Genomic DNA, 17,728 nt, shown 5'->3' with positions numbered 1-17,728 from the left:
AAAGATTACTTCGCGTGATTCAACTGCAAATTCAGCACGCTCATTACCACGTACAATATGATAATCAACGGCACTGCATAAATCTTAAGCAGTATTATCATGGAAAGACATACGGCGACAAAGATCCAACGTATCTCATTCCCTTTAAACCCAAAATTCTTGAACTTAAGGGCAAATAATGGCAGCTCAGCATTAAGCATGAAGCAGCTCAAGCCTGTTATGGCAAGCAAGAAGTACGGGTTATCCAGTAGGTTATAAATCCAATCAACCTCTGTGATATCTAGAATGATAGCAAGTGATATGATAAAAATAGCATTAGCTGGCGTGGGCAAGCCTATAAAACTATCGGTTTGTCTGGTGTCGATATTAAATTTTGCTAGTCTGTAACAGCTAGCTGCCGTAATTAAAAAGCCTATGAATGGTATGTAATTTTTTATAGGAAGTAGGAACATCGCTTGGTCTGCAGCTGCTGTAAATGCCATATCATCCAAAAATGCGACTCCTAGTGAATCTGATAACATCTGAAACATCACGATCCCAGGAACAAGACCGCTTGTCACCATATCTGCCAGTGAATCCAGCTGGCCACCTAGCTCACTAGAAACGTTTAATAATCTAGCAGCGAGACCATCAAAAAAGTCAAGAAAAATACCACCTGCTACAAAAACACCTGCCCAAACTATATCATCAGCAAAGGCAAACATGGCAGCAATACAACCACAGAATAAATTACCTAGCGTTATAAGATTTGGGACGTATTTCTTCACTTCTACAAATATGCATAAATATCATCCTTTAAACGCAACTGCCAGAGGCAATATCCCGTATAAAACATAGTTATTAATTGATAAACCTAGATATTTGCCATCACAACGAGCCTTTACTTGAGATACTATAGTGTTATTTTAATTTTAGTTTGTTCCGCTTTCGCGAAAGCGCAAACCTCAAGAGCCTATTCCAATGAATTTTTGAACATAGGTGTCGATGCAGCAGCATTGGGAATGAGCAACGCCGTGGTTGCCAGCACCAGCAATGTCAACGCAGGTTACTGGAATCCAGCAGGACTCATGCAGCTGGAAGAAAAGGAAATCTCGCTGATGCACTCAAGCTATTTTGCCAACATCGCACAATACAACTACGGTGCATACGCTATGCCTATTGATGATCAAAGTGCCATAGGATTTTCCGTAATAAGATTTTCAGTCGATGATATTTTGAATACGACACAACTTATCGACGATCAAGGAAACATTAATTATGATCGTATTTCTACCTTTTCTACCGCAGATTGGGCTGTCACTGCATCCTATGCTCGTGAATCAAAACTGGACGGTTTTTCATATGGTGGTAACGTCAAGATCATACGTCGCGTGATAGGTGATTTTGCGAGTTCAATTGGCTTTGGTATTGATCTAGGTGTTCAATTGGAGCGTGGTAAATGGAAATTTGGCGCGATGGTAAGAGATATTACAACCACCTATAATACGTGGTCCATCGATGAGGACGAGTTTGCGACGGTAAGCGATGCCGTAGAAAACCAAAATCAAGAACTTCCAGAAACGACTGAAATCACCTTACCAAAACTACAACTAGGCATTGCTCGCGAGTTTGTATTTCACTATGATCATGTGCTTCTCGCCGAGGTCGATTTAAACATGCGATTTATACAGACTAACGACATATTCTCCAGCGGTTCCATAAGCGCCACGCCAGCCCTAGGATTGCAATACGGTTATACAGATTTGGTATTTGTGCGTGCCGGAGTCGGTAATTTCCAGAATGTACAGCAACTCGATGGCAATGATGACGTGACTTTCCAGCCTAATATCGGGATAGGATTTAAGTACAAGGGCATATCAGTAGATTATGCATTAACTGATATAGGCGATCAAAGTGCCGCGCTGTACAGCAACGTTTTCTCGCTCAATATTGATTTATCTGTCTTTAGATAATCGCGATATGACACTATTGATTGTTATTTTGCAGTCTTAAAAAATCAATCCTTTTGTCCACCGCACAACTTTTAGGTTTATCGTTGATCAGCGCACTATTGCTCTGGTTGGGGTGGCCTACCTATGGTTTTCCTGCTTTATTATTTGTAGCCTTTGTGCCGTTGCTGCTGGTAGAGCGATCTATAAGAGTTGAGTCAAAAAAAGCGCGAGGCTGGAAAGTTTTGGGACTCGCCTATCTCACCTTTGTGTTGTGGAATTACGCGACAACAGGCTGGTTATATAATTCAACGGCCTTTGGGATGTTCTTTGCAGTGCTGGTCAACTCGTTACTCATGGCATTGGTGTTTTGGGTTTATCATTTATTTGCGCGCCGTTCCACTACTGGCGCATCACTCACCTTTCTGGTTTGTTTATGGATCGCTTTTGAATGGATGCACCTGCATTGGGAATTTTCCTGGCCATGGCTTAACTTGGGTAATGGTTTCAGTGAGCATACTTCATGGATTCAGTGGTATGAATACACGGGCACCTTTGGTGGTAGCTTGTGGATATGGCTGGTAAACGTGGTGGTGTTTTTGTCGGTATTACGCTTTCGCCAAAGCAAAAACCCAGCAAGCCTCTCTAGAATGTTAAAAGCTATCGCATTACCTCTATTCTTGATTGCAAGCCCGCTACTAGTCTCATTATTAATTGCACAACAAGAACTAAAATCAATTGGACAGGTTGATGTCGTGATCTTGCAGCCCAATGTTGATCCCTATGACGAGAAATACGATCTAGAGAATACAGAGTTTGTCTCAAGATTATCGGATTTACTACCAGATCCAGCCAGCTACAATCCTGATTTTATAATCGCGCCTGAAACCGTTCTTTCCAGATCCATCGAGCTATCACGAGTCCCTTATGACCGCAGCTTGAATCAATTGAAAAATCTAACAGCTCAATATGATGACGCCTCATTTTTAGGTGGTGTTTCTTTAATCGATCGATTTAGAGAAGAAAATCGCGTCAAGCGACAGACTAATTACTATGCCGCTGGCAGGTTTTATTATGATGATTATAATAGTGCCTTTTTCTTATCTGGAAATCGAGCGACAGAACTATATCACAAATCAAAGCTTGTGGTAGGCGTCGAGAATTTCCCGTATAAAGGAATCTTGCAACCTATTCTGGGCGATGCAATGATTGATCTAGGTGGCACAGTAGCTACCAAAACTACTCAAGAAGAACGCAGCGTTTTCAAATCTAATGATAGCATCGCCGTTGCACCAATCATATGCTATGAATCGGTTTATGGTGATTATGTGGGAGATTATGTCAACAATGGCGCGCAATTTCTTGCTATTATTACTAATGATGCGTGGTGGGACAACACTCAAGGTCATCAACAGCATTTAAGCCTGGCGCGATTGCGAGCTGTTGAAACCAGAAGAAGTATAGCACGCAGTGCCAACACTGGTATTAGTGCGATTATAGATCCTATGGGAACTATTCAACAATCGCTAGGTTATGAAAAACGAGGATCCATCAAAGGAACTATCGACCTGTATGACAAAATAACTTTTTACAATACGCATGGCGATTACATTGCTAGACTTGCCAGCGTACTAGGTCTATTCACTTTACTGTTTGCAATATTTAAGCGTGGTAAGATGAAGCGTAAATAAATATCTACTGCCCTTTAAAAAACACGACGGTGCTCAGTGTTTTTACCAATATTCTGATGTCAAGAAAAATGCTACGTTTCTTTATGTAGTACAAATCATATTGCAGCTTTTTGAGATGTTGCTCATCTGACTCTCCATAATCTGCTTTGACTTGTGCCCAGCCAGTAAGCCCAGGTTTTACGATATGCCTAGTCTCGTAGAATGGTATCTTCTTAGTAAGTACCTCAACAAATATAGGTCGTTCTGGCCGCGGTCCTATAACGCTCATGTCACCCATCAAGATATTCCAAAATTGCGGGAATTCGTCCAATCTGGTTTTCCTAAGGAATTTACCAAAAGGAGTTATTCTAACATCACGTTTTTTGGTAAACTGTGCACCGTCAGATTCAGCATCTTTTACCATAGTGCGGTACTTAATGATTTGGAACAGCTTTCGGTTACGACCTACACGTTCTTGAGTGTAAAGCAAACTGCCACGATTTCCTATAAGATTTCCTAACAGGATCAAGGGAAATAACACCAATCCTATAGCCAATCCCAAAATCGCTACCACAATATCAAACGCACGGTGATAAACCCTGTATAGCTGATTATGATTACTGCGTGCAAAAGGGAAATATCGGTAGAAATCGCGGCCCACATAACTTACGGGAACACGCTCTGTCATTTCTTCATACACCTGTGTGTACTCGCGTACAGAAAAACCTCTTTCCAACAAATCCATGAGCCAGGCGTATAATTCTGGTGTTATGCCATCAACGTTTTCACTAGCAATAATTAATTCTGAAACCTGATTATTAGAAATCATTTTCTGTGCATCTGACCGTGTAAGAAGGGTTAATCCATCTTGATCAACTACAAACTTAGTCTGATCGGTGTTTATATATCCTTCTATCTCAACGTTGGGATCTGCTTCTTCAAGGTTAGCTACTACTGAAAGAGCATCAGCTGCATCGGCAACTATAACGATGCGTTTGTTAAATCTAGAGCTAGCGAAAAATTTAATATAAACCGCTCGCCAGGCAAGCAAGGAGACAAGAATAGCTAGAAAAAAATAAAGTATTTGTAATCGATTCTCTGGTAATTCTGGCGTCAAAAATGGCGTTAATAGATAAATAAGCGCCGTCATGCTCGCCGTATAAATAACACTGCGCAAGCTTATCATTATTCTGCTTGCCTTTTGCAAGTCATACAGCTCAAATACGTTGGCAAAGAAAAATAGATAAACTGCCAACACAATTGACCACAGCCATCGTTGATCATTTATCTTAAAGTATGATAGATCAAAAACACTTCCTACTAGGTATAATGTACCTATTACTACCGCAATATCAATGATACGCAAGAGAACTTTACGTTCAGAAATTTCAAAGTGTATGTGGTTCTTTGAGGACATACTTGGGGAATCTGTCAACGGTAAATATATCGTTTCTTATGTCAATATGGTGAACCATTGTTGTTTAACCTGTTCCCAGAAATAGCTTTCGGCCTTCAAGCGGCCATTCATTGATAGGGCAGCGGCTTTAGCAGGATCTTGTATCAACAATTTGATCTGATCAGCCATTTGTTGAGCATCATCGTCTGCTATAAGTATGCCGTTTTTACCATGATCAATCAAGTTGGGAATACCACCAACCTCAGTAGATATTACAGGTAACCCTAATGCCATAGCTTCAAGTAGACTCACAGGCAGATTATCAAAATGTGAGGTGTTGATAAAAATATCGTGTTCATCACTCAATGCAATCCATTCAGCTATTGATAATAAACCAGTAAATGTGATGTCTAGATGGTGCTCATTAGCCAGTCTTCTCAACTCTGGCAACATGTTCTCTTTATCTGGACCTACCATTGTGAGGCTCGCGTTGGGATATGTTTCGGCAATGGATTTCAGGGCATGTATTGCCATCTGTGGATTGTAGATCGCTGCTAGTGAACGCACCCACAATAATTTTGGAGTTATAGACTCTCGCTTGTTAAAAGTATAGTGCTCACCTTGAATGCTGTTAGGTATGACATTGATATTTGAGAAGTTAGCTTTCGCGAAAGCTTGCTCTAGATAAGCACTAGGACAAACTATATGCTGTGCTGCGTTTAAAAACCTCTTGAAAATCTTAGGCTGCGATTGCAATCGTGCTGGCAAATTGCCTCCATGTAATATAGGAATGTAAGGAATACCCAACAATCTACAGATGCGAGCCAAACTTATCGCATACCAAAAGTTTTGAGTGCTATACGTATCAATTAAAACCTTATCAGCCCATCTTGAATAAGTAATAACGGTGTTAATCATGTCTAGCAGCCGTAAGATTTTGTTGGATTTACTAGAGGCATACTTCATGTTAAAACCTAATGCTTCTAATCGTGAACCCAACGTATCGATCGTTGTTGCCGTGCGATTTTTATTCTGCAACTTATTGCCTATGTAAATAATATTCATGGGCTGTAGAATTGAACGTGACGATGAATCTGTCTCATGCCAGCGCCTTTTGTTCCTGCTGTCGTTTTATTTGCAGCAATCGAGGATATTTTGCCCATTTACCTAAAGATCGCTTGACCTTTTTCTTGTCGGGTACGACATTGAGTAGCGCTAGACCATAGAAAAAGGAAGGCGCGGCAATACGCATCGCGCTATGATTGATCGTTGCAAACCAAAATATGAGAAATGCATAAAAATAGATATTACGCCTATGTGATAATCGATAGATCAATGGCGTGAAAACTAGAATCAAAATGGATAAAATACCTATAACTCCATGTTCAGAAAGTAAGCGACTGGTTTCATTATGTGAGGCCGCGAGACTACCAGTACGCTGGGCACGATAATATTTAGATTGACCAGCGCCTATTCCCACGATTGGATTCTCTATAAATGCTTGAAATTCCAGTGTGGCTAACTCACCTCTACCAGTAGAAAGATCTTCTTTGGCACGGCCGGCTGCATCTTGGTTAGCATAACGTTTGTCGATCAAACCTTCAGTCACCAGTGATGTGAAACCCCATGTTAACGCTAGACCTATTACCATAACCGCGATCTTAGGCAAAAATGCCCATCTAAATTGACTTCTATTAAATAAAGCCAGTACAAGAATGGTGACACCTATCATCATTGCCGCAGTGTAGACACCACCACGGGAAAATGTAACCCAAGCCCGATAGGTCATACCTATGAGCAACACGATATCAATACAATTGTACCAGAAATTGCGCACTCGTAAAAATCTTGCAAAACATAAAAACATGCCTATGCCTAAGGCCGTAGAAACCTGATTAGGACCATAACCTCCAGAGGTTGCAAAGTTAGATCCAGTTCCCGTAAGGACATCCTGAATATCAGGCGTGACTAGGAACAAATGCATAGTCAACATCGCAATAGGTCCTACCGATAGTTTAAGTATCGCATCCAATTGTGAGACCATGATGCGCCGCTGGTAACAATAGATGGCTACTACACCTAGGGTAAAAGGACCTGTAAGGTTAAAGGCCACGGCTTTACGCAGGCTTTCACCTAGAGGTATATTTTGAGAGGCGACAACGATACTAGGAACCATCAGTAACAGATAGATAACGTATGGTAAAGACTTGATGCTAAACCCTTTAAAAATGATGCCGATGAACATAAATATGAGAACCAGATATTTGATCATCTCATAGAAATACAGTACATCAGTCATGCGCAGAAGCACCTCGTAAGACGCAAAATAACAGGCTGCCAACAGTGCCTCATTACCTCGATCTTGATTAGAGATAATTCTTATTAGAAAATAACCCAGCATACCATAGAGAGTTACATAGCCTAAAAAAGGAATCGTAACGGTCAATATTGCTAGGATCAAATGACCTAAAATCAATACAGGGTAAGGAAGATTTTCTAATTTAATCATGCCAGTTTACTGATACAAAGGTAACAACTGTCTGATATAAGAATCTGAGCCGTGATTAGACAATACCTGAGCAATGAATTGATGTGCGAGCGTTTTTCTCAAATCTGGATTATCTACTAGAGTCATCAATCCAACGCTTAAAGCTTCGGAATTTTCAGACGGTACTATTATGCCGCAATCATTGAGAACGTCTTTACACTGACCTACATCGGTGCAAACTACCGGTAGTGCGGCAGCTCCATATTCCAATAAAGCAATGGGCAAGCCTTCAGATCTTGAACTTAGTATTGCAATGTCATAAGCGTGCAACAATTGTTGTATATTATTTTGCTCACCATGAATGACAATGCGCTCATTAAGATCAAGCTCATTGATCAACTCTTCAATTTTATTGGAATAATCATCGTTCGCAACTTTACCTATCAACGATAATTCTATATTTTGATTGCTTTCAACACAAATCTTGAAGGCTCTAATCAAATTTTCATGATCCTTGTCCGGTCGCAAATTTGCCAGGCAAACTATTTTGACAACCTCATCGCTTTCAGTTTTTCTATAATTTCCCTTAAGATCGTTCGACTGGACAAAATTGGCAAAATAAAATACCTGATCGCAATTTAATTCGCGCTGTGACCATTTTTTTAAAGGCTCGCTCACGGCGATAATACTATTAAATCGCCTGCTTAAAAACCTCAGGCCTCTATAGTCTGACGCCTTGCTATTAACTCTAGCTCCATAATGATCATGCCAGATCAATTTAACCTCAGGAAGTAACAACTTTAAAATACCACCTACTAGATAGGAACTACTATGCGCATGAATATGCGTGATCTTTTGTTCCTTCAAGAAAGCCCTCATACGCATGATACCATTCATACCTACCTTACCTTGACGATTGGCATGCAAATAAGAGACTTTGGGACTTAATGTGTCCTTTAAAATGCCTTCTTCTCGGGTAGCGATCAGGTGACTTGCTATGCCACGACCAGCAAGCTCGTTAGCGATGTTTACCGCCATACGCTCTGCACCACCAGGATGTAAACTGTCGATAAGTTGGACTATTCTCATGCGTGATGGCAAAATACAATCATTCCTTCTTCTATGCTCTTTGATGGCCCGATTTCTTGCTCTGGCGTGCACATCACCTATTTTTGCCACGTGTGGCATCAGATCAAATACTACCTAGCGCATCGGTTTAAATCGATACATCTTCATGGCATCCACTCGCCATTTATCTATGCCTTCAACAAGGATTGCTTGCAACAAGGATCGTCTCTTGCAGTGAAAGATGAACTATTACGCTTTCGCGAAAGCATAACAAGCCATCCAGCAACGCTGCAAATCACTGACCACGGTGCAGGTAGTAAAAAGCTTAACAAATCACTGCGGAACACTTCACAAATCCTCAAAGTCAATTGCAGCAGCCACTACAGGACTCAATTATTAGCTCGTATTGCAGATTATCTCAATGTCGAGAACGCTCTTGAATTAGGCACCTCGTTAGGAGTAACTGCTCATGCCCTATCGCTAACTTCTGATATAACCACAGTTGAGGCGAGCCCAGCAGTGCTGGATTATGCGCGACAACGTTGGGATGATTTTAAAATCTCTAACATCACGTCGATCAGTTCTACTTTTGATGTATTCCTCGATAAGCTTGACCAGAAAAGCCAATATGATCTTGTATTTATCGATGGTCACCATGATGGTGCGGCTACCCTTGATTATTTTGAGAGATTATTGCCGCACCTGCACGATGATAGCATCGTGATTGTCGATGATATTTATTGGTCGACTGGTATGACGACAGCATGGAAAACCTTGCAGAACCATCCAAAAGTGACCGCGTGTATAGATACGTTTCAATGGGGCTTGATATTTTTGCGCAAGGAACAGCGACAGCAGACTTTTCACGTCCATGTGTAACAGATCGTATCTTTAAACGTCCTATGAACATCCATAACAATAAGTCATCCCATGAGTGAAAATGTGATCGAGGTACGCAATATCGTACGTAATTTCAAGCTAGGCCAGGAAGAGGTCAAAGTACTTAAAGGCATTGATCTTGACATCAAACGTGGCGATTATGTAGCTTTTATGGGACCATCAGGTTCTGGTAAATCGACATTTATGAATCTATTGGGTTGTCTGGATACTGCCACTTCTGGGACGTATCGATTAAATGGTACTGATGTTTCCAGTTTGAGCGATGACCAGCTAGCCGATATACGCAACACCGAGATTGGTTTTGTATTCCAGACGTTTAACTTATTACCACGTACAACAGCCCTTGACAATGTGGCATTACCCATGATCTATGCCGGCAAATCCAAAAGGGATCGCATGGATCGCGCCAGCGATGTACTTACCAGCGTTGGCCTGGCAGATCGTATGGATCACAAACCCAACCAGCTTTCTGGTGGTCAACGTCAACGCGTGGCAGTAGGTCGAGCATTAGTCAACAATCCATCCATTATTCTGGCAGATGAGCCTACTGGTAACCTTGATTCCAAAACTGGCGTCGAGATCATGGCACTTTTTGATAAAATCCATGCAGATGGTAATACTGTAATTCTAGTAACTCACGAGGAAGACATTGCAGAACATGCCCACAGAGTTATCAGATTGCGTGATGGTGTGATCGAGAGTGATGTGAGAAATAGGTGATATTTGAGTTAAGAATTTTTGGTCGCAGTTTTCAGTTTAAACTAGACTAATAATTGATGATTTTAATCAAGATTATTTTGCCACCTTTATCTGTAGATTAAAATTTGTCGTTTTGATCTTATTCTTTCAATAACGCGGCTATAGCAGCTTCAAAAGTTTCCATGGTGTATTGTTGCGACCAATTTTGAGCGTTAATTGAGATTTGATGGTAATCTTGTGGATGTTCTATCAAAAACAAAATCCCCTTTACTACTTGATCGAGGCTCTCGCAAATAATTCCACGAGCGGTAGATGGATCTGGTAAACCTAGATGTTGCTGGTCGCGATTTAACATCCACGGCACACAGCTTACCGGACTGGCGATAGGTATGCAACCGTGCCACATGGCTTCGGCAACTACTTTAGGCCAGCCTTCACTTTGAGAATTCAGTACCAAAAAGTCTGCATTCTTATAGGCTTCTTTCACTTTCTCGCTAGGTTGATTGCCGTGCAAGAAAGTAGTTTTAGCGTCAGCCTTTTCTTGAAGTTCCAATCTTAGAGGTCCATCGCCATAGAAATGCACCTCGCATTCAATGTTATCTTGACTTAGTTGTTCTTGCAACTGCAACAAGGTTTCAGGCCGTTTATTTTTTGTAAGCGTCCCAACGAACAATAGCTTGATGGGTACTGATAATTTCCTATCAACTATAGCTCGATCTTTATTTAAATAGGTCGCGGTAAAAAACTCTTTGACATTACTTGATGAACCAGGCCAGCTACCGTAAGCCATGATGGCTGTATTTTTAGTCCATCTAGTGCTGGAAAATAATTTGCGTTGCCACCTGTAAGCAAATGGTTGGTTAGCATCAGGATCAAAATTTCCTGCATACTTAATGGATTTATCCTTACGTGGAAGCAAAATCTGAACCAGCCCAGCCAACAAGGTAAGGTTGCCTGGTGCACGCATGTGTATGTGATCTGCGCTGCGCATCTTGCGATACAATACGATCGCTTGATAAGGCAGTGACAAAATAGAAAGTATGATGGACATTAACCTATGAAATTCCAATCTGCGCAATGAAATATGGCCAAAATCTTGACGCTTAAATGGCTGAGCTAATAATTTCTTGGGCTCGTTTCCAGGTGCGATGATCGTGACTTCATCCACATGTTTCATCCAGAGATCCATCTCTTTGACATATGGCGCATAAGCAGCTTTGAGACCATCACGCTTTACAATATGCGCATCAGAAATCACGAGTAATTTCATGGGCGTGGTGCATTAAATAGTAAACTGCATAATCCTGCGATACGGCCAATACTTTCTTTGAGAGCGGCACTTCTATCTGGTCCAGTAATCACATTACTCAAACGGATGGCAATGAGCAATTTTGTGATGGCATACCACTTTAAAATTGCCTTGAGTGTAGGTTGCGGATTCACAACGTGCCATACATACCAGCCATTGCGCACCACCATCTTGCCATACTTGTAATAATTAGGCCTGCCACTAGGGTCATGGTGATGCTCTAGTCTCGCAGCAGTATTGATGTATAGCTTACCTGTTCTGGCCAATCGTAAACTAAAATCTGCATCCTCATAAAGACCGTAACCTTCAAAGTAAGATGAGAATATATGATTCTTGAAGACACTTGCCCGGTAACTTGCCACGCCACCCATTAATTGCTGGACTGGATATGTTTTGCCCGATGGTGGTAAAAAGCTTACGGAATAGCCATGACCAAATGCAGGCATGTGTCCTGGTGGAACATCTGGAGCAAGTCCTAGCTTGTTGCGCAGTTTATGCCTGCTGCCTAGGCTACGGCAATAACCATCCATACAAAAGCCGCTGTTAGCGTCTGTAGATTTATTCCATTCAACCTCATTGGTAATATAGCCGCCGACCGCGAGAGCATCAGGATGCTCATGGTACGTATTAAGAATTTGCTCAAAATAGTCGGCTTCCAGCAAGACATCATCATCTAGAAATGCAACTACATTAATTTCCTTATCAACTCTTTGCACGCCATAATTGCGCTGTCTGGTGAGTCCGCGATGTTCCTCTGGCACTTTGTGATAATGTAGGTTTTCTATTTTGCTTTCGCGAAAGCGTAATCCCGTGAAATCATCCTGCGATCCATCAATAATTAGAATTTGATAAGGCTTTACCGATTGATTCTGCACTGTTTTCATCAAGCGCATGATGGCATCAGGCCGCTGGTAGGTGCATATGATGAGTGCGAGTTTCAACGGTAGGTCTCTCCTTTTTTAAGCAAGGCCCTTGCATAGATCATGGACTCGGCAAATTGCTTTTTTTGATAACTTGAATTTTTGAGTGCATACCACATGCCACCCAAACCATTTTTGGTCCACTTTTTAAATAAATGAATACGCTTGTATTCTTGATTTTGCTCTGGTGTAAAGTGCTTGATATTAAAATAATTAATTGTCGGACTTGGCACAGGTATGATATCTTGAACAGGCCTATCGCCTTCCCATGGTTGCTTTTTCCGCGCTTTTCCGAGCTTCTTACTTTCCGCACCCCAAAAACGGTAACCACCTTTGGGCGGCTTGAGATGTAAATTGATGGAAAACGGATTGTATAGCACCACCGCACCATTCTTGACTAGTCTAATACCATAGTCGCTGTCCTCGCCATAGCCACCATCATAATTAACATCATTGGGACCTATTTTTTCTATCCATTCACGACGCACACAAGAGTTGGCGTTATTAAACGATTGAGAAACGCCAGTCCTAAAAAATGATTTGTCTAATTGACCTACTTTTTTTGCCAAGTCGCTTAAATCCTGTTGAGCATGGTCTGCCATGATATCTGAACCGTTGCAGGCATCTGCTTTATAGGTTTGTAGAAATCTTAAGTGGTTTTCTACAAACTGTGGTTGGATCTTAATATCATCATCCCCAAAAATGACATAGTCACTCGTCACGTGTTCCAAAGCTTCATTGCGTGCACGGCAGCTACCTTTGGTCGTTTGCCATTCTACTATTAATTCAAATGGAAGCCTCTTATCATAAATATCATCTACTCGATCGCTTTCTGGTGTTGCATCTATAATGATGACCTGCGTTGGTGGATAAGTTTGTGCCGCAAGATCGTCTAGCAACGCAGCTGTCATCTCCTGACGCATCATAGTTGGAATAATGTAACTTACAGTAGGTTGACCTGCGATTTCCTGTAATTCTCTAGGTTCTATGAGTTCTTCTTGATATCGCTTCACTTTGCTCTTGAGAGATAACATCAAGCTCGTTATTTGAGCTGCTCTACCTATGGATTGCCTAGAAATCATGTAATACAAGTGATCTTTCTTGAAAAACTTCAAGTAGAATCTCACGAGGTCTTTGTCTGAAATTTGTGAGCTTTTTGAATCTGCATCAAATAAACCATCAATATGCAAAATCGTTGCTCCAGCGTATCTCAATAATCTATACCCAAAATCTAAACCAGAAATTAACTCATCATCGTAATCTGAATCAATTCCTTGAGTTTGATTCCAAACATTTTTGCGTATGACAAAGCTGTCCAGCGGAAATCGCCAGGAGATCACTTGATCATTATTAGGAAAATCATTGATATACCACCAAAAAGTTGCAGCCTGATATTTTAATTCGGGAAAAGCATTTGCTAGGCCTTGTTGTAACCCAGAATGCCAGATGTCACCTGGACCATCAGCTAATTGATCCAACATTTTCACATCTGGACTGCCTGTATAAAGTAATTCTACACCTGTTGCTGTAGTATATGGGGACAACTGGATCATTAAATGATTTTGCTGTAAAAATCGATATTTTGATCGACAATCACTTGAGTACTGAATTCTTTTATAACCTTAGCGCGAGCTGCCTTTCCAAAGCTTTCTCTCTTTTTATGATCTGATAGTAATTCCAATATTCGGTTTGCGAATAATTCATGATTCTCAGGAGTTACGGTATATCCTGTGACTTCATCTTCTACCATCTCGTTTGCCCAACCTATGTTGCTGGTAACCATGGCTTTTTCCATTGACATGGATTCTAACCAAGTCATTGGAAAAGCCTCGGCATAGCTGGGTAAACAAATTACGGTTGCTTTTGCTATTTCTTGTTGTACCTGATCATAAGGAATCTCGCTTAAAAAGGTAGTTCTCGTTACAGCATTTTCATCTAGAATCTCTTTAACCAATTCGATCGTGGATGAACCTGTAAAGACATCCTTGGCGTCCTTTCCCAGCCATATCAATTTAGCTTTGGGATTTTGGCTGGCTACTTTGTTAAAAGCTGCTGCAAGATCAAGAACACCTTTTTTGCGTATGATAGTGCCAAAATAAAGAATCGTCTGCGTATCCTTATCGTTTTGTATAGGCACAAAATTCTCGTGATCGATACTGTTGTGAATCGTTCGAATAGGTTTATGCAGCTTGAAAATATCTCGAGTACGTCGTGCCGTAAATGAACTAGCCGAACAATAATGCAACGCATTTTTTAAGTTGAGTTTTTCTAGAAGAAAATTGCGTCGGGATTGCTTACGACCATCCAGCTCACAGAAATAGGCATCACTACCATTGAATCGTGAGCAGATTTTTGTTTTAAGATTCATGAAGGCAGATATGCCTGTCCAGTCAGGAACCTCGATAAGATCAACATTCTTTTGCTGGCAATACTTATTGATAAGTTTGCCCACGTGACGTTTGTAAAAAAACCAGTTGGCAAACGAGAATTTTTTACTGGCTATTTTATATAAAGTCCAGCCGTTTTCTTGAATGATCCTTGTCTCATCCTGATAAGGCACTACAACGCTTACCTCAACACCTTTGTCCACTAGAGCAATTACTAAGTTCTTGATACTGGTTCCCAAACCACCACTAGCGCCTGTAGCTTCATGCGGATATTCTGGAGTAAGGAAAAGAATGTGCATCAGTCGATCAGATTAAAATGTTCCTGCACCATTTTGTCAAGATAAAATTCCTGCTTGATCAAAGGCCTTGTAGGTTCTTCTATTGCGAGTCGAGAATGTACAATACCGTGTAAAACAGTAACCAAATCATCAATAGCCTGTGGTTCAAAAATAAATCCATTTTTCTCATGATGGATCACTTCTAGATTACCACCTACGGTAGTGGTAATGACTGGCAAGTTTGCCGCTAATGACTCTAGAATAGACAAACTAAAACATTCCATGTAAGTAGGTTGTAACAAATAATCATAATCTTGCAGTAATTGGGGTATGATCGGTGAGCTGCCCTTGAAGGTGATTACTAGGTCCAAATTATTATCTGCTACTTGCTGTCTTAGTTGAGCTTCAAAAGGACCTTCACCGTAGATAGTCACTTCTATACTATTCAATTCTTGTATTGATAATCGACCTAAGGCGGCTATGGCATCTTGTATGCCTTTGGAATGACGCAAGTGTGAGACGATCATCAATCGCAAGGGTCGATGCGCAGTAAAATTGATGTTGCCAATTATGTCTCTAGACGGAATCACAGAAACATCAATACCGTTGTAAATACACCTTGTTTTAGGCTTTACAAGGTTCCCAAGATCCTTGATGATATGATGTACCGTATAATTTGATACACCTATCCATTGATCGACATACTTTGCAAACAATATAGCTTTCAGTCTATTTTTCAGGCGCTTTTTAACCGTAAAACCATGCAACGGTCGTGGATTGTGATCCACCACCATCAATTTTGAATCTGGTAGTGCTTGCTTTATCTTTTTATGAAAATTGCTACATAAGGAAGTAAAATGCGTCACCACGTGGGAATACTTTGAACTATTCAAGTGATCTATAAAATGCTGTTCCGCAGATTTTCCAGAGTTGGGAACAATATCTAGTTCACGATAAAATTCTAGATCCTCATGGTTGGAAAAATACCAGGAGACTTTGTAATTGTTAGCTTTCGCGAAAGCGTCATACCGCACAAAAAAACGATCCATGCCACCTATCCTGTCCTCACGCAATTGATAATTGCACACCACGGCTATATGACCAGCTAAATCACTCATGATAGATTTATCAGCGTTTGTGCGATGCGAGCTGAAGTTCCTTCTAGCGGTTTACTTATTTGTAATTTGATTATATCACGCTGCTGGCTGAGCCTGGATTTTGGATGTGCCAATGAATAGTTGATCGCTGTGATGAGCTCTTCAGCATTTTTGGCAATTTCAACGGCGCCGCTATCGACTACAGTCTTGTAGTGCTGGTAGCTTAAAAAGCGTTGATCGTTATAGAGTCCATTTTCCTTATTACCAAATACCGTGTTGACGACTGGTTTGTCAAACAACATGAAATCCAGGCTCATGGTAGAGAGCATATTGATATTCAAATCTGAATACTCTAATATTGCTCGCAGCTCTGCAATATCCGCTTTTTGAGGTATGCGTTGGCTCCAAGGCTCTGGATGGTTGTCTCTGGTAGATTTCCATAATGGCTCGTTCCATTTTATGGATGGGAATTGCCGTTGCACTTCCCTAAATCTAGCAGGATCTTCCGCTGGTGAAGTGCGCACGAGCAATTGGGCGCTTTTTATTTTTTGGTCTTTAATTGCTTGAGCTATGGTAGATATTACCAACGGATCATTGGGTCCTATCGATTTATCTGCACAGCTGTAACAGATCACTTTTTTAGTTGCATCTAGATCAAATCGATCAAAGAACCATTCCTTTTCAAGCTCAAATGCTGGTAGCGTATAAGGTTCAAATTGCGGCGTTCCCACCACGGTTATCTGCTTTGAATCTACGGACTTATAAAACTCCAATAAGTCAGATTTCATAAGGTCGCTCCATACTAGATAATGATCAAAGGTTGCTGCCATGCGACCTTTGGAGGCTAGGTTGTCCCATGAAAAAATAAATGTGGTACTAGGAATACCCAATTCCCTAGCAGCAATCACGAGCAAAGCGATAAAAGGTGGTCGCTGGTGCGTGAAAAACAGTTGATCTACTCGATGTTGTTGCATCAAGGCATTTATCTCCTTGTGTATACTGCTCTTTTTCAAGTCCTTGTCGCGCCAGCGTTCAAACTGTTGCACCCGTTTTTCTGATGGCGCAATCCTGCTGATGGCGTAAATCGCTTTTACCAAAATATCATTAGGTCGCCAGCCAGACCTGTAGTTTTTTTTGAGATTGTTTACGATACCATCATTATCTGGAAATAGCCTGAGATGCGCCGTTTCTCTCAATTTACGTATAAACCATTGTTTTTTATTCTCGCGGTAGATAGGTAACTCAACAACAGTGAAATAATCTGGATTTAAATCCTGATACACAACGGCTGGCAGGCCAGAAAAAATCACCACATGATCAAAATGATTTGTAACAGCACTTGTAAACGCACTCAATATAAAGTTGCGGTAGCCCACGCCGTCAGTAATGACTAGGCCTAATGTTCTATGTTTTTTGTCTGTTGTGATTGGTGCTAATTGAAAAATCTATGATGTAGCCAAATATATTGAAGTTAAGATATTAGCTAGCCAATGATCCGATCAAATTTCAATATTAGGCATGACATAGTTGTAATCATGAGTCTTTGGGGTACAAACAAGTTTAAGATTGTTATTTCAAGCAAGCATTT

15 protein-coding genes are annotated in these 17,728 nt (G+C 40.9%); 4 read left to right on the top strand and 11 right to left on the bottom strand.

Going from position 1 to position 17,728, the window contains the following annotated elements; genetic code table 11:
• Nucleotides 1-5: 5 nt before the first annotated feature.
• Nucleotides 6-767 (bottom strand): CDP-alcohol phosphatidyltransferase family protein, encoded by a 762-nt coding sequence (locus EJ995_RS06455; protein ID WP_126446772.1) that lies wholly within the window; start codon nucleotides 765-767, stop codon nucleotides 6-8.
• 117 nt (nucleotides 768-884) lie between these two features.
• Between EJ995_RS06455 and EJ995_RS06450 the strand changes: the two genes are divergently transcribed.
• Nucleotides 885-1,952, top strand: a complete 1,068-nt coding sequence (locus EJ995_RS06450) for a putative type IX sorting system protein PorV2 (protein ID WP_126446770.1) — start codon at nucleotides 885-887, stop codon at nucleotides 1,950-1,952.
• Between the two features lie 53 nt (nucleotides 1,953-2,005).
• The gene (lnt, locus tag EJ995_RS06445) at nucleotides 2,006-3,619 is read left to right on the top strand and encodes an apolipoprotein N-acyltransferase (RefSeq protein ID WP_126446769.1); all 1,614 of its coding nucleotides are present in this window, start codon (nucleotides 2,006-2,008) and stop codon (nucleotides 3,617-3,619) included.
• Nucleotides 3,620-3,623: 4 nt separating this feature from the next.
• Here the strand turns inward: lnt and EJ995_RS06440 are convergent, their stop codons facing one another.
• From EJ995_RS06440 to EJ995_RS06425, 4 genes are read right to left on the bottom strand one after another with little or no spacing between them, the layout of a single operon-like run.
• Complete coding sequence (locus EJ995_RS06440; protein WP_126446767.1) at nucleotides 3,624-5,015, bottom strand: sugar transferase; 1,392 nt, start codon at nucleotides 5,013-5,015, stop codon at nucleotides 3,624-3,626.
• A gap of 36 nt (nucleotides 5,016-5,051) precedes the next feature.
• On the bottom strand, nucleotides 5,052-6,059 hold the full coding sequence (locus tag EJ995_RS06435; RefSeq protein WP_126446765.1) for a glycosyltransferase family 4 protein: 1,008 nt from the start codon (nucleotides 6,057-6,059) through the stop codon (nucleotides 5,052-5,054).
• A 34-nt stretch (nucleotides 6,060-6,093) separates the two neighbouring features.
• Nucleotides 6,094-7,503 (bottom strand): O-antigen ligase family protein, encoded by a 1,410-nt coding sequence (locus EJ995_RS06430; protein ID WP_126446763.1) that lies wholly within the window; start codon nucleotides 7,501-7,503, stop codon nucleotides 6,094-6,096.
• 6 nt (nucleotides 7,504-7,509) lie between these two features.
• Nucleotides 7,510-8,670 (bottom strand): glycosyltransferase, encoded by a 1,161-nt coding sequence (locus EJ995_RS06425; RefSeq protein WP_126446761.1) that lies wholly within the window; start codon nucleotides 8,668-8,670, stop codon nucleotides 7,510-7,512.
• On the opposite strand from EJ995_RS06425, the gene EJ995_RS06420 reads away from it, so the two are divergent.
• Together EJ995_RS06420 and EJ995_RS06415 are read left to right on the top strand one after the other, a co-directional pair.
• Nucleotides 8,662-9,429, top strand: coding sequence for an O-methyltransferase (locus EJ995_RS06420; RefSeq protein ID WP_164549884.1), 768 nt, complete (start codon nucleotides 8,662-8,664; stop codon nucleotides 9,427-9,429). The genes EJ995_RS06425 and EJ995_RS06420 overlap by 9 nt on opposite strands.
• A gap of 51 nt (nucleotides 9,430-9,480) precedes the next feature.
• Nucleotides 9,481-10,170, top strand: a complete 690-nt coding sequence (locus EJ995_RS06415) for an ABC transporter ATP-binding protein (RefSeq protein WP_126446757.1) — start codon at nucleotides 9,481-9,483, stop codon at nucleotides 10,168-10,170.
• A gap of 118 nt (nucleotides 10,171-10,288) precedes the next feature.
• Here EJ995_RS06415 and EJ995_RS06410 read toward each other — a convergent pair whose 3' ends face one another.
• The 6 genes from EJ995_RS06410 to EJ995_RS06385 are packed head-to-tail and all read right to left on the bottom strand — an operon-like array spanning nucleotide 10,289 to nucleotide 17,516.
• Complete coding sequence (locus tag EJ995_RS06410) at nucleotides 10,289-11,419, bottom strand: glycosyltransferase family 4 protein (protein ID WP_126446755.1); 1,131 nt, start codon at nucleotides 11,417-11,419, stop codon at nucleotides 10,289-10,291.
• A complete protein-coding gene (locus EJ995_RS06405; RefSeq protein WP_241234708.1) occupies nucleotides 11,416-12,342 on the bottom strand; it encodes a glycosyltransferase family A protein in 927 nt (308 codons plus the stop codon). Before EJ995_RS06405 ends, EJ995_RS06410 begins: the two co-directional genes overlap by 4 nt.
• A gap of 53 nt (nucleotides 12,343-12,395) precedes the next feature.
• On the bottom strand, nucleotides 12,396-13,931 hold the full coding sequence (locus tag EJ995_RS06400; protein WP_241234707.1) for a glycosyltransferase family 2 protein: 1,536 nt from the start codon (nucleotides 13,929-13,931) through the stop codon (nucleotides 12,396-12,398).
• Entirely contained in the window at nucleotides 13,931-15,064 is a 1,134-nt protein-coding gene (locus tag EJ995_RS06395) for a glycosyltransferase family 4 protein (protein ID WP_126446751.1), read from the bottom strand. Before EJ995_RS06395 ends, EJ995_RS06400 begins: the two co-directional genes overlap by 1 nt.
• A complete protein-coding gene (locus EJ995_RS06390) occupies nucleotides 15,064-16,161 on the bottom strand; it encodes a glycosyltransferase family 4 protein (RefSeq protein ID WP_126446749.1) in 1,098 nt (365 codons plus the stop codon). The genes EJ995_RS06395 and EJ995_RS06390 overlap by 1 nt, the downstream gene beginning before the upstream one ends.
• Complete coding sequence (locus tag EJ995_RS06385) at nucleotides 16,158-17,516, bottom strand: hypothetical protein (protein WP_241234706.1); 1,359 nt, start codon at nucleotides 17,514-17,516, stop codon at nucleotides 16,158-16,160. Before EJ995_RS06385 ends, EJ995_RS06390 begins: the two co-directional genes overlap by 4 nt.
• Nucleotides 17,517-17,728: the final 212 nt, after the last annotated feature.

It is taken from the genome of Nonlabens ponticola (genome assembly GCF_003966335.1).
Lineage (GTDB): Bacteria > Bacteroidota > Bacteroidia > Flavobacteriales > Flavobacteriaceae > Nonlabens > Nonlabens ponticola.
Note: the sequence above shows the minus strand (reverse complement) of the source record. Positions and strands in the feature narration are given on the sequence as shown.